Origin of the sequence: Nocardia nova NBRC 15556 (assembly GCF_001613005.1) — a bacterium.
GTDB classification, from domain to species: domain Bacteria; phylum Actinomycetota; class Actinomycetes; order Mycobacteriales; family Mycobacteriaceae; genus Nocardia; species Nocardia nova.
On record NZ_BDBN01000007.1, the window covers coordinates 1 to 26,696 of the forward strand.

The 26,696-nt window shown below is 60.9% G+C and carries 19 protein-coding genes and 1 pseudogene; 7 read left to right on the forward strand and 13 right to left on the reverse strand.

Going from position 1 to position 26,696, the window contains the following annotated elements:
- Window positions 1–217: 217 nt before the first annotated feature.
- Window positions 218–583 carry a hypothetical protein gene (locus tag NN2_RS36920; protein WP_156511199.1) on the reverse strand — a complete coding sequence of 122 codons (366 nt, stop codon included), beginning with the start codon at window positions 581–583 and terminating at the stop codon, window positions 218–220.
- Window positions 570–1,058: a Zn-ribbon domain-containing OB-fold protein gene (locus NN2_RS04090; protein WP_245658538.1), complete on the reverse strand. Its 489-nt coding sequence runs from the start codon at window positions 1,056–1,058 to the stop codon at window positions 570–572. Before NN2_RS04090 ends, NN2_RS36920 begins: the two co-directional genes overlap by 14 nt.
- Window positions 1,059–1,263: 205 nt before the next feature.
- Between NN2_RS04090 and NN2_RS39160 the strand changes: the two are divergent.
- Window positions 1,264–1,443, forward strand: a pseudogene (locus NN2_RS39160) (hypothetical protein); the annotation flags it as partial.
- Window positions 1,444–1,596: 153 nt separating this feature from the next.
- Here NN2_RS39160 and NN2_RS04095 read toward each other — a convergent pair.
- Window positions 1,597–2,742, reverse strand: coding sequence for a thiolase family protein (locus NN2_RS04095; RefSeq protein ID WP_063010498.1), 1,146 nt, complete (start codon window positions 2,740–2,742; stop codon window positions 1,597–1,599).
- A gap of 222 nt (window positions 2,743–2,964) precedes the next feature.
- Here NN2_RS04095 and NN2_RS36025 point away from each other — a divergent pair, with 222 nt between their 5' ends.
- The 5 genes from NN2_RS36025 to NN2_RS04115 all read left to right on the forward strand — a co-directional run bounded on the left by NN2_RS36025 (window position 2,965) and on the right by NN2_RS04115 (window position 10,518).
- On the forward strand, window positions 2,965–4,038 hold the full coding sequence (locus tag NN2_RS36025) for an SDR family NAD(P)-dependent oxidoreductase (protein ID WP_082856711.1): 1,074 nt from the start codon (window positions 2,965–2,967) through the stop codon (window positions 4,036–4,038).
- A 98-nt stretch (window positions 4,039–4,136) separates the two neighbouring features.
- The gene (locus tag NN2_RS04100) at window positions 4,137–4,775 is read left to right on the forward strand and encodes a TetR family transcriptional regulator (RefSeq protein ID WP_063010500.1); all 639 of its coding nucleotides are present in this window, start codon (window positions 4,137–4,139) and stop codon (window positions 4,773–4,775) included.
- A gap of 548 nt (window positions 4,776–5,323) precedes the next feature.
- On the forward strand, window positions 5,324–5,746 hold the full coding sequence (locus NN2_RS04105; protein WP_063010502.1) for a MaoC/PaaZ C-terminal domain-containing protein: 423 nt from the start codon (window positions 5,324–5,326) through the stop codon (window positions 5,744–5,746).
- Window positions 5,747–5,799: 53 nt separating this feature from the next.
- Window positions 5,800–7,059: an epoxide hydrolase family protein gene (locus tag NN2_RS04110; protein WP_245658540.1), complete on the forward strand. Its 1,260-nt coding sequence runs from the start codon at window positions 5,800–5,802 to the stop codon at window positions 7,057–7,059.
- Between the two features lie 228 nt (window positions 7,060–7,287).
- Window positions 7,288–10,518 (forward strand): protein kinase domain-containing protein, encoded by a 3,231-nt coding sequence (locus NN2_RS04115; RefSeq protein WP_063010506.1) that lies wholly within the window; start codon window positions 7,288–7,290, stop codon window positions 10,516–10,518.
- Window positions 10,519–11,542: 1,024 nt separating this feature from the next.
- Here NN2_RS04115 and NN2_RS04125 read toward each other — a convergent pair.
- The 4 genes from NN2_RS04125 to NN2_RS04135 form a co-directional block, all read right to left on the reverse strand.
- Window positions 11,543–12,238, reverse strand: coding sequence for a DUF8020 domain-containing protein (locus NN2_RS04125; protein ID WP_063010510.1), 696 nt, complete (start codon window positions 12,236–12,238; stop codon window positions 11,543–11,545).
- Window positions 12,239–12,524: 286 nt separating this feature from the next.
- Window positions 12,525–13,634 carry a lactonase family protein gene (locus tag NN2_RS36030; RefSeq protein WP_082856713.1) on the reverse strand — a complete coding sequence of 370 codons (1,110 nt, stop codon included), beginning with the start codon at window positions 13,632–13,634 and terminating at the stop codon, window positions 12,525–12,527.
- 8 nt (window positions 13,635–13,642) lie between these two features.
- A complete protein-coding gene (locus NN2_RS36035) occupies window positions 13,643–14,524 on the reverse strand; it encodes an LLM class flavin-dependent oxidoreductase (protein WP_082856714.1) in 882 nt (293 codons plus the stop codon).
- 72 nt (window positions 14,525–14,596) lie between these two features.
- On the reverse strand, window positions 14,597–16,318 hold the full coding sequence (locus NN2_RS04135; RefSeq protein WP_063910658.1) for an N-acyl-D-amino-acid deacylase family protein: 1,722 nt from the start codon (window positions 16,316–16,318) through the stop codon (window positions 14,597–14,599).
- Between the two features lie 95 nt (window positions 16,319–16,413).
- On the opposite strand from NN2_RS04135, the gene NN2_RS04140 reads away from it, so the two are divergent.
- Entirely contained in the window at window positions 16,414–16,731 is a 318-nt protein-coding gene (locus tag NN2_RS04140; protein WP_063010516.1) for a 2Fe-2S iron-sulfur cluster-binding protein, read from the forward strand.
- Between the two features lie 774 nt (window positions 16,732–17,505).
- Here NN2_RS04140 and NN2_RS04145 read toward each other — a convergent pair.
- The 6 genes from NN2_RS04145 to NN2_RS04170 all read right to left on the reverse strand — a co-directional run bounded on the left by NN2_RS04145 (window position 17,506) and on the right by NN2_RS04170 (window position 26,675).
- Window positions 17,506–18,549, reverse strand: a complete 1,044-nt coding sequence (locus NN2_RS04145; RefSeq protein WP_396925510.1) for a phosphotransferase family protein — start codon at window positions 18,547–18,549, stop codon at window positions 17,506–17,508.
- A 187-nt stretch (window positions 18,550–18,736) separates the two neighbouring features.
- On the reverse strand, window positions 18,737–20,035 hold the full coding sequence (locus NN2_RS04150) for an MFS transporter (RefSeq protein WP_245658542.1): 1,299 nt from the start codon (window positions 20,033–20,035) through the stop codon (window positions 18,737–18,739).
- Between the two features lie 151 nt (window positions 20,036–20,186).
- Complete coding sequence (locus NN2_RS04155) at window positions 20,187–21,746, reverse strand: class I adenylate-forming enzyme family protein (RefSeq protein ID WP_063010520.1); 1,560 nt, start codon at window positions 21,744–21,746, stop codon at window positions 20,187–20,189.
- A gap of 90 nt (window positions 21,747–21,836) precedes the next feature.
- Window positions 21,837–23,030, reverse strand: a complete 1,194-nt coding sequence (locus NN2_RS04160) for an acyl-CoA dehydrogenase family protein (protein ID WP_063010522.1) — start codon at window positions 23,028–23,030, stop codon at window positions 21,837–21,839.
- Between the two features lie 2 nt (window positions 23,031–23,032).
- Window positions 23,033–24,067 carry a Rieske 2Fe-2S domain-containing protein gene (locus NN2_RS04165; protein ID WP_082856715.1) on the reverse strand — a complete coding sequence of 345 codons (1,035 nt, stop codon included), beginning with the start codon at window positions 24,065–24,067 and terminating at the stop codon, window positions 23,033–23,035.
- Window positions 24,068–24,878: 811 nt separating this feature from the next.
- A complete protein-coding gene (locus NN2_RS04170; RefSeq protein ID WP_063010527.1) occupies window positions 24,879–26,675 on the reverse strand; it encodes an acyl-CoA dehydrogenase in 1,797 nt (598 codons plus the stop codon).
- Window positions 26,676–26,696 lie beyond the last annotated feature (21 nt).

Below are 26,696 nucleotides of genomic sequence, written 5' to 3' on the forward strand. Positions count from 1 at the left end.
TGCCCTGTCCCGCCGGTTCGGCGAACTGATCATCCACGCCGAAGCAGCTACCTTTCCCGCCCTTCCAGCTCCAAGCAGCCGCCGAAACGAGGGTTCCCAACGGATCCTTTCCGGCTGCGACGACTGAGTGGTATGGATGACGTACGCGATCACACAGGCGGCGCCCACTGCCCTACCACGAAACAAGCGGGTCCGTATCGTCCCCCGGGACCGGGCGCTACGAGATTCCGTCGATATCCGCAGAGCAGGGAAAAGAGCCGCTACCACGACTGGGATTCCATGCATGGTCCAATGTTGCCAGGAGATGACGCTTCAGTCCTCTCACGTCACTGTTGTCCGTGCGGCGCGGAGTCAACGCCGCGTTCAACACCTGCAGAAACCGCCGTTTGGTGACGCCGAAACGCACGAGCAACTCACCTGAGTCTGCACCGCCGAACGGCGCCCATTGAATGGCGAACATGATCACCGACCTCGCATCAGGATCGATCCATCCTCCTCGCTCCAGAAGTCGACATTGCTGCAGCGAAATCCGGACCCATGCATGGCCATATCGCTCCGCTATATGCGGTTCACCGCCGCGCATGATCTCCCCATTCAGAGCCGGCGGGAGTCACCGGTTCCCGCTGACACCGCCTGTGTTGGGGATCGATACACACCACAAACACCGGATAGCTGTCGTCCGGGGGATATGGCTGGAAGTGCACACGCACCGGACGATCCGGAACCAGCGGCACGTCGCCCTCCAGGGAGGTGTAGACCCACGGCCCCTCGTCGAGTTCCACGATCGCGATCGTGGACGGCGCCAATACCCCGTGCGCGTCGGCTCGATCCACTACCCGCCACGAAACGACCGAACCGTTTCCCGACGACGGCACCCATTCGAGGTCGTCGGACGCACACGAGGAACACCCGGCGGTCAGCGGCGCGAACAACTTGTCACATTTCGCGCATCGCCGGATCAACAAAATACGCTCCGCGACCACTGTGCTGCCATGAGACTTGTAGTGAAGGTTGGGTATAGACATCGAGCCCTCCGCGCAATGTTGCAGATAGAACACACGACAGCGTCATCACGGGCGAGCACCACCACGACGGTCGAACTACCCCCCGACATACCTATTTCTCGTACGCCTACTTCTGGCTGAGCCATACCCCACCCGCGACACAGCCTTGCCGACTGCGAAACCAGTCGCATTGACTGGGCACACCTTCTGACTTGGGCCACTCGAATCTCGACCTCACACGTCATTGCTCCCTACGTCCGCCGCGCTCGTCAGCCGTTTCGGCGGGATCATCGAGGTCGGGGCGCTGGGTACCTTGGCCGGCCAGCTGCTGGTCACCGCTCCGGCTGCAATCCTGGCGGCTATTCAGTATCTGAGGACCGTCAACCAGCCTTCCCGACGCCGAAGTAAGGTTCGCCGACGAGCCGCTGCGTCGAGTTGATTCTCTCGCCGCACAACATATCCGGGGCCACGAAACCAACCCACGCAGCGGTCCAACACCACACCGACCGCTCGCCGCTCGACCCGTGGGTGAAGACTCGACTCCCAGCGCGATGATCCAAACGTCACAGCACGCGTGTACCGCTACTTACCGTCAGAGAAGTTCGAGGATAGTGGCGTTTGCTTGTCCCCCACCTTCACACATGGTCTGCAATCCGTATCGAATTCCGTTGTCACGCATGTGATGTAGGAGCGTTGTCATCAGTCGCGCGCCGGAGCCACCGAGGGGATGGCCCAGCGCTATTGCACCGCCGTTCGGATTGAGTATCTTATGGTCGGCGCCGAGTTCGGCAAGCCAGGCGAGCGGAACGGGAGCGAATGCCTCGTTGACCTCGTATGCGCCGATTTCGTCAAGCTTCAGCCCAGACTTTTCCAGAGCTTTGCGCGTCGCTGGAATCGGCGCGGTCAGCATGACAACCGGATCGGCGCCTGCGAGGACCGCCGTGTGCACCCGGGCGATCGGGCTCAAACCGAGCTCTGCTGCCTTTTCCGACGTAGTCATCAGCAGCGCAGCCGAACCGTCGGAAATCTGCGACGAATTGCCCGCGTGAACGACACCATCATCCTTGAACACCGGCTTCAGAGTGGCAAGTTTCTCCACCGTCCCGCCGACGCGGATACCCTCGTCGCGTTCCACGACCTTTCCGGCGATTGTGGCGACGGCAGCGATTTGAGCGTCGAATCGACCGTCAGCGCGTGCGACGGCAGCCTTCTCGTGGCTACTCAGTGAAAACTCGTCCAGCTGAGTGCGCGAGAACCCCCACCGCTCGGCGATCATCTCCGCTCCCAAGCCCTGGCTCGGGAAGTCCTCACCGTAGCGATTCCTGTACTGCGCGCCGAGTGGATCGCCGGCGCCGACGGCCGATCCCATCGGTACTCGCGACATGGACTCGACACCACCAGCGACGGCAATGTCATATTGTCCCGCGATCAAGCCTGCAGCGGCGAAGTGCACCGACTGCTGCGACGAACCACATTGCCGGTCGACGGTCACGCCAGTGACGGTCTCCGGCCAGCCGGCTGCCAGGACAGCGCTACGGCCGATGTCGAAGGTTTGATCGCCGACTTGGCTGACACATCCCCAGATAACATCGTCGACCAACCCTGGATCGATCCCGCTGCGATCTGCCAACGCCCGCAACACATGTGCCGACAAATCGACGGGGTGGATATCCGCGAGTGCACCTCCCCTCCTTCCGAGCGGTGTCCGGACTGCTTCCACTATCACTGCGTCGCGCACAGGGCTATCTCCTTCATGGGTCGATGAGGCTTCTCGGTTCGGATACCAAAGTGACGGAGCAACACCCAGCCGAGCTGCACCAACGCGTGCCTGAGCGCGGCGCGCCCCCGGGCCGTTTCCAATCACTGTTTGATTATAGTCGATGCCAGCGCCCAAGCACCGCCTGGGAGAATTCAGCCGGTCGACCACGAGCAGGAGAGTCGTCAACTTCCGCGTTGCCACATGTTCGGCACGCAGGCCGATCCATCCACCTCCGATAGCCCTACCGGCCGATATGCCCCACCGCGTAGCCGTATCCAGAACGAACGCAATACGATTCGCACGCACAGCCAGCCTGCATGGCTGCGATCTGACACACACCGAGAGAAAAACCAACCACTGTTCTATTACACTTGCGGGCATGGGAGTCAGACACACATCGAACTCTTGGCTCGGAAACTGGCAGGCGGCGCGGTGACCGTGCTACACACCGCAGCCTCTGCGCTCGTCACAGGCGGCGGAACGGGGATCGGCCGTCACATCGCCGAACGGCTCGTTCGAGATGGATATCAGGTCACGATCGTGGGCCGACGCGAGGGTCCTCTGCGCTCGACTCAAGCCGCGTTGGGCGACAGCGTGTCGATTGCCATCGCAAACGTGACAAGCGAGTCCGAAGTGGCGCTCGCGGTCCAGCAAGCCGATGCCCGCGCACCGCTGAAAGTTGCGATCCTCGCGGCGGGCACCGGCAGCGCCTACTCCGAAGTCACATCCACGCCGCTTCGCGCATGGCGACGTGTACTTGCGACCAATCTCGATGGCGCGTTCATCACACTACGGAGCAGCGCCATCACGATCGCCAAGAACGGCGGGGGGTCGATTGTAGCTGTGTCATCGATAGCAGCCGTGAAACCCCACCCAGGGATGTCGCCCTATGCGGTCAGCAAAGCCGGGCTCGAGGCGCTGATCACCAACGGGGCGAACGAACTTGGACGAGACGGCGTGCGAGTCAATGCCATACGGGCCGGCGTTGTCGAATCGGACATGACATCAGGGCTCTACCGTGATGACGCCTTCGCGGTGAGACAACTCGACGAAACGCCACTAGGGCGTTTAGGTAGCGCAGTGGACCTTGCCGAAGCGGTCTCGTTCCTCGTCAGTCCGCAGGCTTCTTGGGTCACAGGGGTGTGCTTGCCTGTAGACGGAGGAAATCACCTGCGCGGTATGATCGCGACTGGGCAACCGGGATTGGCCAGAGGAATTGAGGACGCTGCCGCTCGCTTGACCAGAGATACGGACGGAGGGTCATTGCTTGCCTGATGCCCCCTGGTCGGCAGCCGATGCAGCCATTCCATTCTAAAGTCGTCACTGTCGTGCCAAGCCGCCGTAAGAAGGAGACCCCAGCGGGACGCCCCAAAGTGCCCCTCATCTCGAAGCGCGCCACACTCGAGGCCGCGCTTCGAATCATCGATGAGGAAGGCCTCGAGGAGTTGAGCATTCGTCGACTCGGACGCGAACTCGACATCAACTCAGCGTCGCTGTATCACCATTTCCGCAACAAGGAAGATATTCTCCTCGGATCCGCTCAGTTAGCGCTCAAAGAAGCACGCCTTCTCGACTCTCCCGATGCCAGCTGGAGGGAGTGGTTCATCGATCAGGCCCGCCTCTACCGTCAAGCGCTTCTCGACCACCCGGCCCTGGTGACCGTAATCTTGAAGCAGCATCCCCATCGAATTGCGCTGGAATTCTACGACAAGGCTGTACGCATCCTCGTTCAGAGCGGAGTGCCTCGACCCGCGATCATCCCACTCATTGAAAGCATGGAATCGTTCACCTTCGGCTCGGTGCTCTATACCACCGCCGCGCAAAACGACACCGAAGAACTCGACGAATCGTTCACGGCACTCAAGGAGGCACGTCGCGCCGCCGCGGCGCATGTCGATGACGAGCAGTTGTGGGAATGCGTGGCCCGCTCGATTACGGATGCAGTGCTCGCGGCCGGCTGGACACGAATCGCGAACAAGGAAGACGTCCAGCTCCCCAGCCGAAGACCGTAGTCGGCCATGCTTCCACCGGCCCTGTCGATTGTCGAACCGGATAGGCTCCAGGACAACATCCCACCAGTAGTTCTACACGTGGAACCCGATCAGCGACGGGTTGAACACACGCTCGAATGCGCGGAGACCCGCTCAGAATTTCTACCTCGCAGGCCGACAACAAGTCGGCAATTTGGGTCGAACTTCCGTTACAGGGGCTTTCGAGGTCATAGAACCCGCTCGTAGCGTCTCGAGCAACGAGCGGCTGCGTCCAGCATCGGGCGCTGCGCCATGCTGCCTTCCGAATGCCAACTCCCTCGCTGGCAATCGAATTAAGCGGTCCCCCTCGTCGCATGAACGGCTGTGCGCACGGCTGCCGCCTCCCGGCTCCGGCGTCGATTCGACACACTTGCCAAACCAAACTATGATTGATTAATCTCGGTTCGAGCGTTCGGCGTTGTCATCGTCGTCCAGCCGACCAGCATGAGTTATACGCGGCAACGCGGTAGGCACCATCACGCACTGCGCCTACAACGTCTCGGAAAGCCCGCCTCACCACAGGGAGTTCGATGCCCGACTACACGACATTCGAGGTCGGCAGCAGCCGCACCCTGGAAGTCATCACGGACCTGCCCCGCAGTCAGATCGTGATGTACGCTGGAGCGTCCGGCGACTTCAACCCGGTTCACACGGATGAGGTATACGTCACCCGAGTAGCTGGCCATCCAACTGTATTCGCACACGGAATGCTCACTATGGGCGCTACCGGCAAGGTCCTTACCGACTGGGTCGGTAACGGTCGCCTCACAAGCTTCGGTGTCCGATTTGTCAACCTCGTTCGCCCTGGAGACACCTTGACAGCGACTGCGACTGTCGAGAAGTTGCGCGTGAACGAGACAGGCCGACACGTAGCCGACTTCACAGTGGTAACAACCAATCAAGACGGCCTTACGGTCGTGACTGGTCAAGCAACGGCCGAGATCCACACGTAGTTCCGAACGGATGGCCGACGGCGGTGAGACAGGCCGAGGGTTCAGTCACATGGATGCATATTCGCCGCCTCGAACACCCTTTTCTCATCGTAGATTGTGGTGGGTGTGGGCGAAATATCCGGCTGAAGGGCAGAAAGGCGCTGATTATGCGAGACAACGAGTTTCGCCCTGAGCCGTATGTGTCGCGCACAACGCAGGCGGACCTCACCGATCTTCGCCGCCGCTTACGTGCTACCCGGTGGCCACCGGTCGGGGATGACGCCGGCTGGGCGCTGGGTACGGACCCCGCCTATCTGCGCGAACTCGTCGATTACTGGGCAGAAGATTTCGACTGGACCGCCCAGGAGTCGAAATTCGCGGCCCTGCCCAGGTTTCGAGTCGAACTGTCCGGAGTACGTATCCACTTTGTACATCTGCGAGCCGCCGTGTCCTCGGCTCCTGCTCTGCCGATCATTCTGACTCACGGTTGGCCGGATTCGTTCTGGCGGTACATGAAAGCGCTTCCTCTGCTGGTAGATCCGCGCTCGCATGGCGCCGCATTGACGGATGCTTTCGATGTTGTTGTTCCCGACCTACCAGGTTTCGGTTACTCGGATCGGCCCGTGGGTCCTGCGCTCAGTTCACTCGAAGTCGCCGGCCTTTGGGCGCAGCTCATGACTTGCCTAGGTTACGAGCAGTTCGGTGCGGTAGGTGGGGACGTTGGCTCGCAAGTCAGCCGTTACCTGGCGCTCGACTATCCGGACCGGGTCGTCGCCGTCCACCGCATGGATGCCGGCCTACCAGTCCACGTCTCCGACCCCGCTTCTCTGACGAGTGAGGAACGGCAATGGCTCGACGAGGTCGCAGCTTGGGAAAAGTCCGAAGGAGCCTACGGTGCGGTGCACCGCACAAAACCCAATACAGTAGCGGTCGCTCTAGAAGATTCACCCGCCGGTCTCGCTTCGTGGATGGTTGAGAAGTTCCGAGCCTGGAGCGACTGCGGCGGCGATGTCGAACGGTCCTTCACCAAGGACGAGCTGCTTACCAACATCACGCTCTACTGGCTGACCCGAACGATCGGCTCATCGATGCGCATGTACCGGGCCAACGCCGACATACCGCTCACGCAGAAACAGCGCCGGGTCGATGTGCCAAGCGGGTTTTCCCTTTTTCGTGGAGACATTCTTCGACCACCCAGATCGTGGCTCGACCGTACAGCAAACGTCGTAAGCGTGAGCGAACCTGCCCGCGGCGGCCATTTCGCACCGTTCGAGGAGCCCGAACTCTACGTCCAGGAACTCCGCGAGTTCTTCCGCCCGTACCGGGTCGGTTGAGGGCAAGCGCAGACGCGAGCATGCGGGCCAGCCGTGGACAAGCCAGGCCTATGCCGCGATATGGCCGAATCCGGGTCCGGCAGTGCCATCTCATAGGGCATCGGCTCCGGCGCTGGAGAGCGCTCGCGTCTCGCGCGTGACATCCGCAATCGCGGGCAACATGGTCTCGGAAAGACGGTGCTCGGGATATTCTGGCTCTCATGAGCTCAGTAGGTCGACGAGTAGGCAATGGTCGAGACCAATCCGTCTGAAACCCAACCTGATGGCGACCTCGCCGTGGTCGCTGAGTTGAAGGCTGCCGGTTTCGCTAACGCGGAGGAGATCGGACGCGGCGGTTTCGGCAAGGTATATCGCTGTACTCAACTTGCAGTGGATCGCACTGTGGCAGTCAAGGTGCTGACCGGCGAACTCGAGCACAATCGGGAGCGTTTCGTTCGCGAGCAGCAGGCGATGGGACGCCTGACGGGGCATCCGAACATCGTCGACGTGCTCGGTGTTGGTACCACATCAAACAACCGTCCATACCTGGTTATGCCGTACTTGCACCGGGGGTCCCTCGATGAGCTCATACGCCGCGAAGGGCCGCTGGCGCTTCCAGATGTGCTGCGATTGGGCATCAAGATAGCCGGTGCCCTGGAAACCGCACATCGCGCCAACATCCTGCACCGCGACATCAAGCCGGGAAATATCCTTATCACCGACTACGGCGATCCGGCGCTGACCGACTTCGGCATCGCGCACATTGCCGGTGGCTTCGAAACGACGACCGGCACAATCCTCGGATCGCCGGCATTCACTGCACCGGAGCTACTCGGAGGGGCTTCCCCTAGTCGAGCTTCCGACGTGTATGGGCTCGGGGCAACGTTGTTCTGTGCACTCACCGGTCATGCGGCCTTCGAGCGCCGCAGCGGCGAACAATTGATCGCACAATTCGTGCGAATCAGCGAACAATCTCTACCTGACCTCCGCGAGCGCGGGCTCCCAAATGACCTCACCGTAGTCATCGAATCGGCGATGTCGCGCGACCCAGAGAATCGTCCCTCTGCCGAACAGTTGGGCGAGCGGCTTCGGCAGGTCGAACGCAATCATGGCATCCATGTGGAAGACATGGCGTTACAGGAACGGCCAGGAACACGACGCCCAGTGATCGACGCGTCGATTCCTCCGGAAAAGGCCGGCAATCTTCCCCTCGAGCTGACCAGCTTCGTCGACAGGCGCATCCACCTCGCGGAGGTCAAGAACCTGCTGGTAGCGTCCCGCCTGGTGACGTTGACCGGAGTCGGCGGCGTGGGCAAGTCTCGGCTCGCGCTGAGAGTCGCTCAAAAGGTCAGCAGTGATTTCACCGACGGCGCTTGGTTTGTCGAGCTGGGTAATCTAGCGGATCCGGAGTTGGTACCTGATGTTGTCGCAGCCACCCTCGGTATCCGAAGTCAAGGCAACAGAACGGTTCCCGAGCAGCTGGCCGAACTACTGTCCTCGCGTGAAATGCTGCTGCTCTTGGACAATTGTGAGCATCTCCTGGGATCTATCACAACGTTGACCAGCTTGCTGCTCAGAACCTGTCCGCGGCTACGAATCGTGGCGACCAGCCGCGAGACACTCGGCGTCGGCGGCGAATCGGTGTTCTCTGTTCCGCCGTTGGGGATTCCAGATTCGAACAGCGCACCGTCGCAGCGTGCAACCTCCCGCTCCGACGCGGTGGCATTGTTCGCCGAACGAGCTGCCGCAGTCGTGCCAGGCTTTTCTATCAGCGATGCCACCGGCGCCAGCGTAGCTCAGATATGCATCCGCCTGGATGGGTTGCCGCTTGCCATCGAGTTGGCCGCTGTTCGCTTACGAACGATGTCACCCGAGCAAATTCTGTCTCGACTGGATGATCGCTACGCGTTGCTGACACGTGGCAGTCGTAGCTCTCCGAGAAGACAGCAGACCCTGCAATGGTGTATAGGCTGGAGCTACGATTTGTGCACCGAGAACGAGCAACAGCTGTGGAGACAGCTGTCGGTGTTCTCGGGTGGTCTCGAACTCGATGCTGCGGAGTACTTTTGTAATACAACCGTCCCGGAAACGGAATTGTTGGACACTTTGTCGGCACTGGTCGACAAGTCGATTTTGATCCGCCAGGACGTCGCCTCGACCGTTCGTTTCCGGATGCTCGAGACCGTCCAGCAGTATGGAAGGGAGCAAGCCGAAGAACGTGGCGAGTATCCAAACCTCGCACGGCGACATCGAGATTGGTGCGCACAGCTGGCGCGACGAGCAGAGGCGGAGTGGGTTGGGCCCCGCCAACTGGAGTGGGCCGATCGACTCGATCGGGAAATGCCGAATATCCGCGAGGCGCTCGAATTCGACCTGTCTGAGCCCGGCAGCCACGTGTTGCCATTTGTCAACGCTCTCTACCTCTTCTGGACATTACGTGGACGGCTCGGCGAAGCCCGTCGATGGTGCGAGCGCGCGCTCGCCCACACCGATGACATCCAGACCGTCGACCGGGCGAAGACGCTGTACGGAGCCAGCGTCATAGCGGCAGAGCGGGGCGAGCTCGTATCCAGTCCATATATCGCGCAACTGCGAGGGATGACCGAACATGCGACCGACATGCGTATTCGGGCGCTGCTCCAACATAGCGAGGGCATCAAGGCACTGGGCGAGGAGAACAGCGATCTGGCCTGGGCCGCCGGCGCATTGGCCGACGCGGTCGACGTGTATAAAACATACGACGAAGTGAAGTTTCTCCTGGATGCGCAGATCGTGCTCGGATGGGCTCACGCACTTCAGGGCGACACCTCCCGAGCCGTCGTGTCCCTCGAGAAGGCACTCACTATTACCGAAACTCTCGGAGAATCTTCGCAGCGATCGTGGGCGATATGGGCAATGGGATTCGCTACATGGCAAGAAGGCGATGCAATTCGGGCAGAGCAACTTCTGATGGAAGGCCTCCGCATAGCTCGAGTGGTCAACGACCCCCTCGTCGGTGCCCGCTGCCTCGAAACGCTGGCCTGGATCGGTGACGAAGGGAACCGGCGCCGCCGCGCGGCTGTTTTGATGGGTGGCGCGGCTTCACTCTGTCGTGTTGCCGGCAGCACGACCTTCATGTTTCGTCGACTGCAGCGATATCACGAAAGGTGCGAGAAATCGTGCCGACGCGCCCTCGGAGACAGGAACTTCGAAGCTGCCCACCAGGAGGGGGCGACGAGGAGTTTCGAGTCGCTGGTGGCCTTGGCATTAGGCGAGGCACGTTCCAACGCACCGCTCCCCCACCCTATAGCACGCTTGACAAAAAGGGAGCGCCAAATTGCCGAGCTGGTCGCTCGTGGGCTGACCAATAGAGCCATCGCCGCACGGTTGGTGATCTCCCCACGTACCGCCGAGGGACACGTGGAGCATATTCTCACCAAGCTTGGATTCACATCGCGCGCACAGGTCGCGGCGTGGATCTCCGAACAGACCAGCCCCTGAGATTCAGTCGCTCGGCATCGGTTTCCCATTGCCGTCAGGGGCCGAGAAACAGCCGCTCGTTCGGCAAACGAGCTGCCGGCATCCTGTCCCCTTCCGCGTGTTGAATGAATTCGATTGTGCACCAACGCCTACGCTCCCAGTCACGGACCACGTAGTGTGCAGCAACAGCGGTGGCCCGATAGTCGAAAGCCATACCGCGCAACCAGATTCGTAGGTGTACATCGGCGCAAGCCGGAGAACCCCTCTCTCCAAAGGGGGTCAGCAGTGGACTGCCGACGCCGCCGCCCCCTTCACGCCCTATCCCGATGCCAGAGTCTCCGCCTTCGCACCCGGCGCGCAGCACTGGGGTGCTATCGGACATCACAGCTGGAATTCTCCCGGGCAGCTTATCAACGTTCATCTCATTCCTCAGGCTGCAGGCTTTTGCACTTGTTGCTCACCAGCCTGCTTTTCGCCAGCAGGATCAGCGACCGGCGAACTACCTACTTACCTACCTATGTCATCCATAGGTGACGGAAGACTCGTCTCCAGAAGCAGCCGCCACCCACCGTGCCGGACAACATGTGCAGGAGTCACACCACTGTTCTCGCCGGCCGCCAACCGCCCCGCCGACAACCCCATCGGGCGAGCGTCTCGCTTCGCCTGTTTAGGGTTGGTTACGTGTCGGAATCGGCCGTCATCTTCGTGATAGCGGTCGTGCCCGACCAACCGCAGGTCAACCCGCAGAGCCCCTCTGTGGTCACGAGTGCTCTGCCATCGGTGTAGAAAGTCGTCACCAGGAATGCGTGCGCCATATAGCCACATCGAGGGCAGCTCCCGAAGTGATTGAGCACCTCCCTCCGTCGCGTCTCCACGACGAGCGAAGTTCCCATCGTCAGATCACTCGAGCAATGCTGTGTCAACTGTTTCATGGTCACACTCATGTTGGGCACGGTGTTGGGCCGCTGCATGGGTTGGTTTCGTGGCCGCAGATATGTTGTGCGGCGAGAGAATTCAACCCGGTGCAGCGGCTCGTGGGCGAACGTTACTTCGGCGCCGGGAAGGGCTGGTTGACGGTCGTCAGATACTGAATAGCCGCCAGGATCGCGACCGGAGCGGTGACCAGCAGCTGGCCGGCCAAAGTCCCCAGAGCGCCGACCGCGACGATCCCGCCGAGACATCCGACGACCGCGGCGGGTACGAACGCACCGAACAAGCCCACGATCGCCGCCGCCGCAACGGTCGCACCGGCAATTCCGCCCAGCACACACCCAACTGCGCCACCGGCAACGCCGCCCACCAGCGTGCCGATGGTCGCACCCGCGCCGATGGTCGAGGTCATACGGTTCCAAGCAGCCACCTCACGGTCATAAGGTGTCTTGAACGGCGCCTGATCCTCGAACGGCAAAGCGGCGGGCCGATACACCGCATGAGCGATGTCGAACCGCGGCGTCAAAGTCGCCCGACGATCCACGATGTCAGCAGTGATCGGGAAAACGAAATCGTCTACCCGAAACGACAGATCGGCACCCGCCACGACCGTGCCATCAGCGGCCTTGATTTTGAACACACCATTTTCGACATCCATCGAACCGGCATCAGTGGATATCACAGTCGATTCCCGATTCGTCGACGCGGTGTAATTCACTACACCACTTCCAGCAGGCTCCGCCCCAGCCACCCCGGTAACAACTCCCACACTCGCAACCACAAGCGCAGAGACAGCGACGATGCTCCTCATTTCCTTACCTTTCTGATACCAACCGGGCGGGCTGCGGGCGCAGCTCACCAACTCGGAAACTCGAACGAGAACCGAGACGATAAATAGACAGACTTCATCCAGAGCCGATGCAGACCTCGACGTCATGGTCCGCTACGGGCAGAAGTTCTGACGTTATTTATGAACTTGAAGTCGAAACAATTTTGAGTTACTCCGAAAATTTCGGATTACCTATTACAGCTATCCGAGCTCTTCAGCGCGGGGCAAATAGCGCGACCACTTTCGACAAATTGCGAAGAGTGCACCGCTACTCCGGGACAAAGACGAAAGAGCTTGGTGAGGGCACTTCCACTGGCTGACCGACAGGTTTGAGGCGACGTTTGTCATCGACAGAAAAGACCGCAACATTGTTGGAGGCCCAATTTCCAACGAACAGGTGGCGCCCTGTTGGACTGGCCCTTACCGCGCGCGGATCCCTGCCTCCGCACGCCTCATAATGAAGAAGTTTCACCCGACCGGTAGCGTCGACATCCAGAACCGCAATGCGATCCGCTCTGCGAAGGCCCACGAACAACGTGCGCCGGTCGGGATGGAGATGCAGTTCGGAAGGAAGACATTTATCTTTTTCGCCTGACGGCGGTGCGAGCACGCAGCTGCTCAAGATCCTCAGTGGGACGCCTCGGCGAGCTTCGAGTACGTACAGCGTTGCATCACCTTCGCCGACCACGTATGCGATGTTCCCCCGCGGGTGAAACTCGATATGGCGTGGCGCAGCACCCTCAGGAAAGTGAACCCTGGAGATCACCTCTCCGATCGAGCCGTCCCGTGGATCAACTGCGTAGGAGACAACCGCGTCGGAGGCGACGTCCGTGACGACAAGGGCACGACCGTCTGCTGTAATTCGAACTTGATGATGCTTAGGGCCCGCACCGCGGTAGTTGAACCGCTCGCCCTTGTCTATCCTTGCTCCTGCCGCGCCAGGGACGGCAACTTTCATGTCGAGAATTCCACCCTCGGCGTCGAGTGTGCATGAGGTCAGCACGCCGTCACCCAAGTGCCCGACATAAACCGCAGCGCCGCTAGGGTGCACGCTCGTCGCCACTGCCAGTGTCCCCAGCGAGTTCTGTGCCGTCCGCCGTTTCAGCCGGCCGTCCGCGCAGATCTCGAACGTCACAAGTTTTCCCGGTCGGGAGAACTCCGCGGCGTAGAGGACCGGCAGCCTGGGGTGTAGAGCCAGATACTGTGGGCTTGCCAGGTTGTCACTGGCAAGGCCAACATCCCGAAGTGCGCCTGTGTCATCGTCGAAAATGAGGTGTTCGATTCCCCGAGACGAAATCGTCGTATCTGATTCTGGCCGCGGAAAATGCAACCAGAGGTCCTCGGTGAAGCAGCCTATGTATAGATGCCAGTTCGTCATCTGTTCACCTAGTCCTCGAAAGCGGCAGTTGATGGCGCCGTGAAATGCGGTACCACGGATTCCGCGAAGAGCGCGAGGTCGTCGAGCCGGAACGGGGCCAGCATCCGGAGGATCACTCTGTCTGCACCGGCTTCTGCGTAACGGCCGATGGTGTCGATGACCTGCTCGACGGAACCGGCCAAAACGGGTCCCTCAGCGTTGCGACCAAGCTCGAATCCGACATTGACGGCAGTGACAATCGCCGCCGGATCTTCGGCCATTTCCATCACCAGCGCGAATTTGCGTCTGAACTCCTCGGGAGTGACCGATGAGCAGTTCCACCCGTCGTTCACCGCGGCCACCAGCGGCAAGCCGTGCTTCTCCCCTGAGGCGCCGACCCAGATTCGTGGCCTCGGCTGTATCGGCCGGGTTCCGCAACGGGCATCTTTCAGGCGATAGAACTCGCCGTCGTAGTCGACCGCGTTCTCCGTCCACAATAATCGGACAATTTCGATAGCTTCTCGAAGCCGTCTCAGGCGGACGGCAGGAGCTTCGAATGAAAAACCGAAGGCATCGTACTCATCTCGGTTCCAGCCGGCGCCCAACCCTAATTCCACCCGTCCCCCGCTCAGCTGGTCAATAGTCGCAGCAGCCCTGGCGAGTAGTCCTGGATGGCGAAAGCCCACTGAGTAGACGAGAGAGCCCACCCGCACGTTATCTGTTGTGAGCGCAAGAGCAGTATGACAAGCGATGGAATCGAGGGAGCCGGCGTCGACCGGATGGACCGCGGGATGCAGATGATCCCAGATACTCACCCAGTCGAAGCCCAGATCCTCAGCGGACCTCCAGGCGTTCTGGAGGTCCGCTACCGTGCATTTCTCCAAGGCAGTGTGGACCCCGAAGCTAGTCATGGCTTTTCCTACCGACGTCCAGGCGCCTCGACGCGGCCAATACGGCAAGCGCCCCGTACGGAAATGCAGGGTTTAGATTCGGCATGGCTTCTTCCCCGGCAGCCAGTCGCCCGGAAGGTTGCCCGTCGCTTTACCGTCGATCTGGGTGAGAATCCCGTTGACCGCGGTGACGCGATAACCACCCGCCGGCCTGCGGTACCGCTTGGCCCCACCGGGGAAGTCCAATACTGCCTCGGGCCTCCCGAATGTGAGCGCATCGAGTTCGAACACCGTCAGATCACCACGTTTGCCGACTTCGAGGCGGCCGATGTCTGAAAACCCGTACAAATCGGCGGGACGGGAAGTCATCTCCGCAACCGCCCGTTCCAATTCGAGATCATGCCTTTCCCGTACATAGCGGGTCAGCAGGAGAGTGGTGTCACCAGTGTTGCAGTGTGAAATAATATGTGCGCCAGCGTCACTCGCGGAAACGACTGTAGCGGGATCGTTCAGGAATGCCCCGATCCTCTGATGATTGGCGTTTCCTGTGGTGTAAGCAAGGCCGGGGTGCAAGTCGTTGAGTTGGAGCCAATCTGCCAGCGCGTCCGAAGGATGGCCGCCATGATTCTGGGCCCAGGACCCGAGTGACTCGCCGAGGAACTTTTCCAGCTCGGGCCGCTCAACCGTTTCGATGCGGACTCGATCCAGGTCGTGATGAGGGAACGTAGTCTTCGGAATACGGTCCCAGTCTTCGGCGGCGCGCTTCCGCCATACCGGGTCCGCCAGCATACGGCTTTGCGTCGCTTCGTCAGGCGCCTGCAAGAGTTCATTCCAAGCCGGAACGCTGATGAATCCCATTCCCCCCTGCCAATTCGCCATGAACTCCTGCGGATGCGGCGAAATCGTTGGATAGGCCCGCAGGCCGTCGGCTTGGAGTCGATGCGCCAGATCGAGATAGCCCTCGATGATCGACGGATCTTTATCCCAGTCGATGAAGCCGTTCCAGGTCATAGCCACATCTGCGGCTCCACACAACCGCGCGAGTCGCTCCAGCTGGTCCATGGAAACAGGGTGATCCATCATCTGCGAGAGGACCTCGAAGTGTCCGCGATGGGCACCTGTCACGTTCAGCAACGCGGCCAGTTCGGCGTCGTCGGCCATAGCGCTGGGCACGAGCCGACCGTCGGCACCGCGGTCGAAATAGGACGTGGAGAAGCCCGAAGCTCCCGCGCGAAGTGCGTCATCGAGCAGAACAGCCATGCGCCGCGTCTCGTCTGGTGTCGACGGGCGTTCCCAAGCCTCGTCGCCGATCACGAAGAGCCGCAATGCCGACAGTCCGACGAGCCCGGCAACATTCACACCGAAGCCACGCGACCCCATCGAAGCGATGTACTCGGGGTAGGACTCCCAATCCCACGGGATGTGATCGGAGAAGCCGAGCTCTGGAATTTCCTCGATCACCGCAAATGTCTCGCTCAGCGATGCCCGATCGCTCTGACGGACCGGCGCCAAGGAGAGGGAACAGTTACCGAACAGAACGGTCGTCACGCCGTGCTGTGGCATCGGATCGCAGCTCGGGTCCCAGAACAATGACGGGTCATAGTGGGTATGGCCGTCAATGAACCCTGGGGTTACCAACGCTCCACTGGCATCCACCTCCTGCTCGCCGTCATGAGCTAGACCGAGGCCGATTTCAGCCACGATCCCGTTCTTGACGCGCACGTCCGCACGACGCTGCGGAGCGCCGGTGCCGTCGATAAGGGTGCCTCCGCGGACGAGCAGATTGCCCCGGTTGTCCGGCTTGTCAGCTTGCATTGCTTTCACCTCGCGCTTTACGTACCTTGCTGTCACGGCCACGATAATCCAACACTGATAGAATATCTACAGTCTCGAGCGCTAGGAGCACAAACATGCCAAAACTCCACATAACGACGCGTGACGGCGACGTCCGGATCGTGGACGGCCAGTCGGGTATGTCCACCATGGAGGTGATCCGCGATGCGGGTGTCGGCGAACTGATGGCGCTTTGCGGAGGTGAGCTCTGCTGCGCCACGTGCCATGTGTACGTCGATACTGCGTTTGCAGCCCAGCTACCACCCATGAGTGAGGAGGAGGACGAGCTGCTGGAGACTTCGGACAACCGCCGAATCACCTCACGGTTGTCGTGCCAACTGCCGTTCACCGATGACCTGGACGATCTGCGAGTGACGATCGCACCTGAGGACTGAAGAGCCGCGCCCCGAGCTGAATAGCGACCTTGAGCCCAGAGATACGTCGCTCGCACGGAACGCCATCAGTCGAAGACGCCACATCAATCCGGGCGACTCCGCCGGGGTGAAGCACGACCGTTCGTAAGTCGACCGCCAGCACAAAAGTTCTTCGGCCGTAGCTACGGTGCTTCAACAGTTGCTACTTATTCGGCGCCCTTCAGGGAACCTCTTGAGGTCTCGTCGCCTGTCATCGCTTATGCACCATGATGGCGGGCGGCGAGGACCTTCTTCGCCACGAGCGGGAATAGCCTAGGCCGAGGCCGGCAGCGGCAACCAACTACCGGCACATTGAGTCCTATTTCGGCCCAACGCATCTTGGTCGTTTGAAGCTCCCCTCGACAGTCATGCCGACTCGATTCTGGCCCGAATTCTGAGCCATGCCTGCCGTCCAATCGGCGCTTGGTTGAGGTGGCCGATCCAGCCCTCAGACGGAGGCCGCCGAATGGCTGGTGCTTGCACAGTCGGTGACGATCGCCTCGCGCGGCTGCGGGCCGGTTCGGCCGCGAGCGCGCTGCTGTCGGCCACGGCGGTGGACCTCTCATCGAGCTGCAGTCCGAACCGCCGGCCACGCCCGATCTGCACGTCAAAATCCGGCATACAGCGCTGTGCGATTGCACCTATCCACAGACTGCGGGTCGGCCGGCTACTGGCCGGCGCCGACCCGCTTCCATATACCCCCGTCGACCTGCGGCCAATGTGAGCAGGCTCGGCCGGGCGACGTCCTAGGTGTGGCTAAATCCCTGCCGAAGTGGCGATTTCCCGAGCCTTGGCGACGATCGCATCGATCCGCGCGACGGTCGGGGTTCCGGCCGCCGCCTTGTTCTGCGGAGTGTCGGCGGCTCGTCGCATCACCCCCTCGGCGATGACGGCGACCTTCCACAATCCCAGCACGTGCCAGAAGCTCAACGCCTGGGCATCGCGTCCGGTTGCGTCGAGATAGATGCGCGCCATCTCGGTCCGGTCCGGGAAGCCGGACAGCGCCGAAGCCGGGAAATCGCCACCGGTCTCCTCACCGGGCTCGTGCCAGTAGGCAAGCAGGCTTCCCATGTCGGCGAGCGGATCGCCCAGGGTAGACAATTCCCAGTCCAGTGCCGCAACTACCTGTCCGGATTCCCGGGAGGTGATGACGTTGCGCAGATGGAAGTCGCCGTGCACCAGCGTCGTCTCGTACTGTGGCGGAATCGCTGCGGTCAGTCGCCGGGTCAGATCGTCCAGTTCGGGCAGATCTCGCGTCCTGGACTGCTCCCACTGCCGCGACCAGCGGTTCAGCTGACGCTGCGCATACGGTTTGCGGCTTGCCAGATCCGCCAGCCCCACCGCGTCCAGATCTACCGCGTGTATTCGGGCCAGGGTGCGGGGCAGTGATTCGGCGATCGCGCGACGCCGCTGTGGCGAGAGCGCCTCCGCCACGGCCATTGTGTCCACCACCTCACCGTCGACGAACTCCATCAGCACCAGCGGCGCTTCGCAGATCGCGGTGTCGGTGCTCACGGCCACGACGGCGGGGACCGGAACGCCGGTGCCGGCGAGTGCGGACATGATCCGCGCCTCGCGCACGACGTCGTGCGCCGATGCCAGCAGCTGACCCAGCGGCGGTCGGCGCAGCACCCAGCGATGCCCGGCATCATCGCGCACCAGATAGGTCAGATTGGACTGGCCGAGACCGATTCTGCTGAAAGACAGCGGTCCGTTGAGGCCGAGATCCAGGCCCGCAAGCCAGAAGCCGACCGCCGCCGTATCGATTCCGGTAATCTCGGTCCCGCCGGGCGCAATCACAGGGACCTCCGCAGCGTGCCAGGGCGGCCCAGCCGCTGACCAGCTCCAGTCACCACGAGTTCAACGCCGATCCAGCGCGCGGTATTTTCGAAGGCATCATCCGAGGTCCGCTCCGCGCGCGGTGGGGCCTCCCTGTGCCGGTCGCCGGAATCGCGACCGGCACGGGATACAAAGCGTTGTTCGGTGATCACAGCTTGCTGTGCCTTCCCGCGGCGAGCGAGCGAGGCAAGGAGACGATAGCCGCCAATCCTACAACGGAGCCCGCGATAACCCAGTAGGCCGGAGCCAGTCTCGAACCTGTCAAGAGAACTAGTTGGGCAGCAATGTACGGGCCGAATCCGCCCGCGAGTGTTACCCCGACGTTGTATCCCAGCGCCATCCCACTGGTTCGCACGTTCGTCGGAAACAGGTCCGCGAAAATCGCCCAGGCCGGCGCGGTCTGCGCGCCCGCGATCTGCATAAAGAGGCTGTACAGGATCGCCACGCCTACAATGCTATCCACACGCGCCAGTCCAAACATTAACGGATAGGCCAGAACGATGTAGGCGATCGTCGATACCAGCAGCATTCGCCGCCCACCGACCCTGTCGGCCAAGATACCGTAAAGGGGGATTGTGAGTGCTTCCAGCGCAATCGCGATGGCGGTCACCCAGTAGACGTCGTTACGCGGGAAACTGCGCTCACTGATCAGAAATACCGACAGGTAGATAAGCCCGACGTAGCCGGGAGCGGACAGTCCGATCTGGATACCTATCACACGGATAACGGATTTCGGATGACGCTGCAGCACGTCACGGAACGGGCGTGAGGTGAGCTGAGCCTTCTCCTTCTCACGGACGAATTCGGGAGAATCGTGCATCGATTGACGCAACCACAAGCACACCAACGCCAGCGGAAAGCAGAGCAGAAACGGAATTCGCCAACCCCACGATGCCATGCTGTCAGGGCTCACGATCACACTGAGAATCCCCGTGACGACGGCCGAAAGGACGTAACCCCAGCTACCGCCGCTCCCGATGAAGGAACTGAAGAAGGTCCGGCGTGCAGAGGGCGAGGATTCGACCGCGTAAGCAGTTGCACCCATTGCTTGGCCAGCCGCGGACAATCCCTGAACGAAACGTACGAGCACAAGAAGGACTGGAGCTAAGATGCCGACAGTCCCGTACCCTGGAAGCACGCCGATCGCCGCAGACGCGAGCCCCATCACCACGACGGTGAGGACCAGCATTGTGCGTCGTCCTCGGCGGTCGGCGAAACGGCCGATTAGAATCCCACCGAGTGGGCGTGCTAAATTCGAAACACCAAGTGCGCCAAGAGCAGCGACCGTAGACACCGCAGGATCGTGAGATGGGAAGAACACCGGCGCCAGGAACACCGCGAGGAGCCCGTACAGGCTGAACTCGTAATACTCGATGACGGTTCCGAGGCCACCGGCTATGGCCGCTCGGCGCCCCGAAGCTGTTGTAGCGATCGGAACGTTGTCCATGCTGTCATCTGAAATGGGCGTTTGTAGAGGTTCTGAAGTTGACATATCCATGCCTTGAGTAGTACGTAAATAGTGGTTGAGGCGATTGTCGCCTCGTCAGTCGCTAGGCGCGCCCGATAATGGAAGGAAAGGCGCGCCTAGCGATACTGTTTCAGCGCAACGGAGCACCTAGTGAAGCCGGCTCCGAATACTCCTCCGCAAGGTGCCACTTCAGAATTTTTCCGGACATGTTTCTAGGTAGAGGAGACGGCCGGAATACCACGTAACGAGGCAGCTTGTAATCCGCGAGTTGAGACTTGCAATAGCTGCGGATCTCTATTGGCTCGAGATGCGCATCCTCCGATAGGTGAATAATTGCAGCCGCAGTTTCCCCCCATTTCTCGTCGTCGACGCCGATGACGGCGCACTCGACGACGCCTGGGATTCGAGCGAGCACTTCTTCGATCTCGGCCGGGTAAACGTTCAATCCACCCGAGATGAACATATCCTTGCTCCGTCCAGCTATATAGAGATATCCATCTCGATCCAAGTACCCGAGATCGCCGGTCTTCAGCCACCCGTCGATGAGAGTTGCTGTTGTTGCACTCGGGTCCGCCCAGTAGCCGAGCATCACTTCCGGCCCTTTGACCATGACCTCACCCACCTCACCGGTCGGCATATCGACCAACGGCTCGGCGACAGGGTCGACGACACGAATACGATTGTGAATCCCCGCACGGCCCACCGATTGTGGATGCTCGCGGGCATCGTCAAAACTCTGCCATGTCGTGGAACTCGCACCTTCAGTCAGGCCATACGCGTTCCGGACCGGAATTCCGGCTGCCCACATCCTCTGTAGGAAGGCCTCGCTGACCGCCGCGCCGCCGGTAAGACAGGTACGCAGTGATGACAGGTCGAATCGCGCGAAGTCGGGGTCGCTGAGCATTCCTTCCCATATCACTGGCACAGCGGTGAAATGGGAAATTTTGTGACGCTGAATGGCTTCCAGCGAACGCCGTGCATCACTCACTGTATCGAGGACGGTAAGGCCCCCACCCACATAAGCGACCGCCCACAGCATCACCAGCGTTCCTGTGAATGCGAGCGGCGCAGGCAAATAGAGCCGGTCGTTTTGCCCGAGGTCGTCGGCCAGGTTTCGATAATGAGCCGTCGCGAGCACGTTGCCGTGCGTAAGCATCGCGCCCTTGGGATTTCCAGTGGTACCGCTCGTATAGCAAATGAACGCTACGTCATCCGAGGCAATCGGCGTGTCCAGATCGGTCACGTCCTCGGAATAGAGTGAACTGAGCACCTCACCGAAGCCCGGTTCAAACCCGACCCGCCGGATGTCGGCTCCCTCCGGCTCGCCGGCCACCGCTTCCGCGGCAACAGCGACGTGGGCGGGGGCGGAGATAACCAGGCTGCATCCCGAATTCCGGATGATGTAGTCCAGTTCCTTGGCTGTCAACCGGAAGTTCAGCGGCACGGTGATGGCACCGAGCTTGAAACCCGCGATAACAATCTCGAGGTACTCACGACAATTCGGTGCGAGCAGACCGATACGGTCGCCCTTGGCAATCCCGCGAGCCCTCAACCCGTTGGCGAGCCGCGAGGTGCGCTCATCCAACTCGGCCCACGTCGTGGCATTATCTCCCTCGATGATCGCATCGCTCGTTGGGATCGCACGACCCCAGAACCGGACGAAATCCGCAAGACTTTCACGGCTACTCATGTGCTCAATCCATCATCACGCCGACCCGCACCAGTGCGGGCTCACCAACAAAGGCCAATCGTCGCTGCCAGACATTTGTCCGACCTGGGCTCACGCCACAAACGGACGCGGAACATTCCCCGCATCTTCTTTGAGGAGTTCGCGAGCCAGGAAGGCCCGGTGAACCTCGTTCGCCCCTTCGGTGATGCGGAAAAGGCGAATCGTGCGCATCATTCGTTCGATCGGGTACTTGTCCGTGTAACCGATCCCACCGAGGATCTGCAGGGCACGGTCCAGGACTTCCCAGGCCATCTCGGTACCCATGATCTTCACCATCGCAGACTCCATGCGACACCGGTCGCCGGCGTCAAGCTTGCGAGCAGTATCATGCGTCAGTGCTCGAACAGCGCTGACCTGCATCGCCGAGTCAGCCAGCATAAATTGCACTGCCTGCCGAGATGCGAGCGGCTCGCCGAACGTGTGCCGTTCGTTCGCGTATGCTGTGGCGATCTCCAGGGCACGTGCCGCTGGCCCCAGCATCCCGGCGCCGTAGTACAGTGTCCGAATCCGACCGAACCACTTCTGCCCCAGGATGAAGCCCTCGCCGACGTTTCCGAGCTGATCATCGTCGGGAACGAAACAGTCGGTCAGCCGGATCCAGGTGGCTACCTTTCCAGACATTGTCTGGGTGTCTCCCTCGATGGTGAGACCAGGGTTGTCTACGTTCACAATGAACGCAGTGATGCCTCCGCGGGATCGCTTTTCCGGGTCGGTGACGGCGAAGACAATTCCGAAACGTGCCAGGAAGAACTCGCTCATCATTCCCTTGACGCCATTCAGGACCCAACCACCGTCCACCCGCTTCGCTGTGGTGGTCATCATCCCACCCGGGTCGGATCCGGCGGTGGGTTCGCTCATGGCAATGAAGTATCCACAGCCTTCCTCCGTCACTGCGCGCGCATACAGGTCGCGCTGACGTTCGGTCCCGTGCGAGAGGATCGGTGCTGGCGGGTTGCCGCCGAAGATGCCCGCGCCGTAGTAGCCACCACTGACGCCACTGACGGTGGTGCGCATGATCTCTTCGAGGAGCACGGCGTTCTCGAGCACGCCGAGGCCCTGGCCGCCGTACTCCTGTGGCGCGGAAAGACCCCAGAATCCCCCGGATCGAGCTTCTCCCTGCAACTCCTTGAGAAGTGGCTCGTCGGGCAGACCCTCAACAGGGAGGGTGCGCTCGAGCGGAATCAACCGATGCTCGACGAAGTCGTGCAGTGCCTTCCGGCGCTCTTCAAGTTCGCCTGGATTCACGATCAGTTCTCACTTCCCGAGCGCACCGGGCGCTCTACGTTTGCCCCGGCCGAGGACAACTCGGGGTAAAATTGCCTCTTCCACTTCATGAACGTTTTGAACGGCGCTATCTCTTCGGCGACCAGATGCGCCTGCGCGCCCGCTCGGCGGTGCGTCCAAATCACCATGTCGTTTTCAACCTGACGGCATGCCATCTTGAACCTGGCAAGCTGTTCGCCGGTGGGTTTATCGGAACCCGACGAATTGCGCGGCAGGATCATCGTCATCATGACGTCGCACGTGTCGGCATCAACAGGTGTTTGCGCCTGAATCAGCGAGGCGCCGTCGGAGAACCGGGCAAGTATCAACCCGAGACCCCAATTCGTAACCTCGGTCACCGCGTCCACAACCTCGCCGCCGCCCTCCGGACTGTAAATCTTCATCGGCATCGAGAACCGGACGTGGAAGCGATGATCCACTGGTTCCAGTTTCAGGATGGAACCGATCTCGGGCGTCTCGTGCACGAACTTGAAATGACTCATGTCGACCGTATTCTCGGTAACGAAGTCAATGTGCATCGAAAGGTCCGCGTAGCGGCGGGAAGTATCCTCGCCGACCGGGCAGTATGTCGATTCCCCCATACCCGGCAACTCGGCAACGCCGGGAGGGTCGAATGTCGGATCGCTGCCATCGGGACTGTGCCACGCCAGGATGATCGAACCCCCCAGCTCGACGACGTGCCACATCCGCAGCCCCTTCGACTGGCTGATTCGGGAGCTGTAGGGAATGTGAACGTTGCAGCCCGAGCGGTCGAATTGCCATCCGTGATAGGGACAGGCCAATCTCTCTCCCACGGCACGGCCGCCGTGTCCGATGTGCGCGTTCATATGTGAGCAATACGCACCGAAGAGGCCGACCTCGCCGGACTCATATCGACACAAGACGAGATCCTCGCCGAAGAAGCGAAGCGGTCGCACATCGCCATGGGCGAGTTCGTACGACCATCCGATCTGGAACCATCCGGCAGGAAAAGCTCTTTCAGTTCCTTGAAGTTGCATGGTCTCCCTTTACTGGAGTTATGTCATCGCTCCCACAGTGAGGGACCTGGGCCCTTGGGATCTGACGTCCGGATCCTTGCCTCGCGGTCGGGGTAGCGCTTAGCCGACTATAATCCAACAGTGATTGGAAAGCTATATCCGATTCGAACCGATCTTGCTCCGCGCCGAGGCCCCCGAGCCGCTGAGTGGGAACACCCGCTACTGGGTGCCGCCACCCCGGAGCGCACTGATTGCGTCCCGCGCCCGCATCCGGCAAGCTGCGTGTTTCCTGTCGACGCGCCAGGCCGACAACTGGATAAGAGGCGCACTCAGCTCAGCCGAGACGTTCGGCAAGACTCAGTAGAAAAGCGCCATGGAGCCGATCTCGACCAGGCGGGACACCGCGGGCAAGGCCCAGACAACCCTCGCAAGTCGTTGTGAAAGAGCCGTCGTCCAAGCGCATAGCCTCGCACCGTTCGGTGACAACACCGTTGCCGGCGTTCGGCGGGATCGCCCTGCCCGGACGACGCGGTATCCGTGACCGGATGCCGTTTAGGCCGTAACGCTGCCGGCGGTCGGCCTGCGAGTGATCACCTGACCCGGGCAAGACGCCGCACCCGGACACTAGGAGTGGAGCGCGAAGATTTGACCAGCCTCGACCACATCGGCGCAAACTGCCATGTAACTCGCATCGGTGTCGACCGCCAGGCCATCGCTATCAGCACCGGACGGCTCCACGACGCAGAGCGCGACGAGTCAGGTGGCGCCGCGATATCGACTCCGGCATCAACCGCGGCCCACCCTCCGTTGCACATCGATATCCGGCGGCAGGTCAGAACCAATCGGGCTTCATGTCGAGAGTGGTCCGGTCGAGATTTGCCAGCAAATCCAATTGCGGCGCTACTCTTGGTAGTTCACAGCGGAAGAAATAGCGAGCCGCATAACGCTTCCCATCGTAGAAGTCTCCCACTTTGGCTTCGACTGCGGTCAGCTGTTCGAGCCACATCCACGCAATTACCGAGTGCCCTACCACTTCCAAGTACACCGACGAGTTCGCCAGCGCTGTAGCCGCGTCGCCCGACGACCACAAGGTTGCCGTGACGTCGATGATGCGATCCCACACCTGCTCCAACTCGGCTGCATACCCGGCCGTGTCACCACCGATCGCTCGGGCCTTTTCGGTCGTCGCATCAACTTTGGATTTGAGGAGCGCGAGCGCCGCACCACCTTGCATAGTTACCTTACGGCCCAGCAGGTCGAGTCCTTGAATTCCGTTCGTGCCCTCATGGATTCGATTCAGTCGGTTGTCCCGATAGTGCTGCTCCACATCGTAATCCCGGGTGTATCCATAACCTCCGTGGACCTGGATCGCGAGGTCGTTGGCTTCGAGACACCATTGGGATGGCCAACTTTTCACTATCGGTGTCAGAATGTCCAGAAGCAGCGTCGCCTCCGCTGCCGCGCGCGTGTCGGAAGTCGTATCCTGTTCGTCCACCAGGCGACAGCAGTAAAGGCCGAGCGCGAAAGCTCCCTCCACATAAGCCTTTTGAGCCAGCAGCATCCGTCGGACATCGACGTGCTCGATCAAGGCCACAGATGGTGAGGACGGGTCCTTCACACCGACCGGCCGACCCTGCGTACGCACCTTCGCATACTCGAGCGACTTCAAATAGCCTACGTAACCGAGCGAGGTCGCGAGAAAACCGACGCCGATCCTCGCTTCGTTCATCATATGAAACATGTACGACAAACCGGCGTTTTCCTGCCCGACGAGGAAGCCGACCGCGCCTGCTTGACCGCCTGGAGAACGCGTGCCGTCGCCGAATGCCAGCAGGGTATTCGTGGTGCCGCGGTTACCCATTTTGTGGTTTAGCCCCACTAGGGTGACGTCGTTTCGTTCGCCGAGGGTACCGTCGGCAGCCAGAAGATATTTCGGCACGATGAACAACGAGATACCTTTGACACCGGGGCCGGCCCCCGGCGTCTTCGCCAGGACCAGATGCACGATATTCTCGCTGAGTTCGTGGTCGCCACCGGAAATCCACATCTTGGTCCCGGTGATGCGATAAGTCTCATCCTGTTGTGGCGCAGCACGGGTGCTGATGTCTGCCAACGAAGATCCTGCTTGCGGTTCCGACAGGCACATCGTGCCGAAGAATCGCCCCTCCAACATGGGACGCAGATAGTCGTCGATTTGTTTCGGAGTGCCGAACTTCGAGATCAGGTTGGCGTTGGCGACGGTCAAGAACGGATACGCGGCAGTTCCGGCGTTCGCAGCTTGAAACCAGGCCATCGCGGCACGCGCCACAGTAGTCGGCAATTGTGCGCCACCGAGACTCTCGTCGAACTGTCCGGCAATCAACCCCGCAGATGAGTACACCTCCAAGGCCCGCTTTACCTCCGGAATCAGCTCCACACTCCCGTCCGAACGCATGACGGGCTCGGCCGCGTCGGCCATCTTGTTGTGTGTGGCGAAGTATTCGTGGGCGATGTCGGCACTGAGAGCCAGTACTGCGTCGAAGGTGTCGCGCCCGTGTTCGGCGAAACGCTTGCGGGAGGTCAGCGACACGACATCGAGCCACTCGTAGAGCAGGAACTCGATATCGCGTCTGGAGAGCACATCGGTCATGAAGGTATCCGTTCTCGAAAT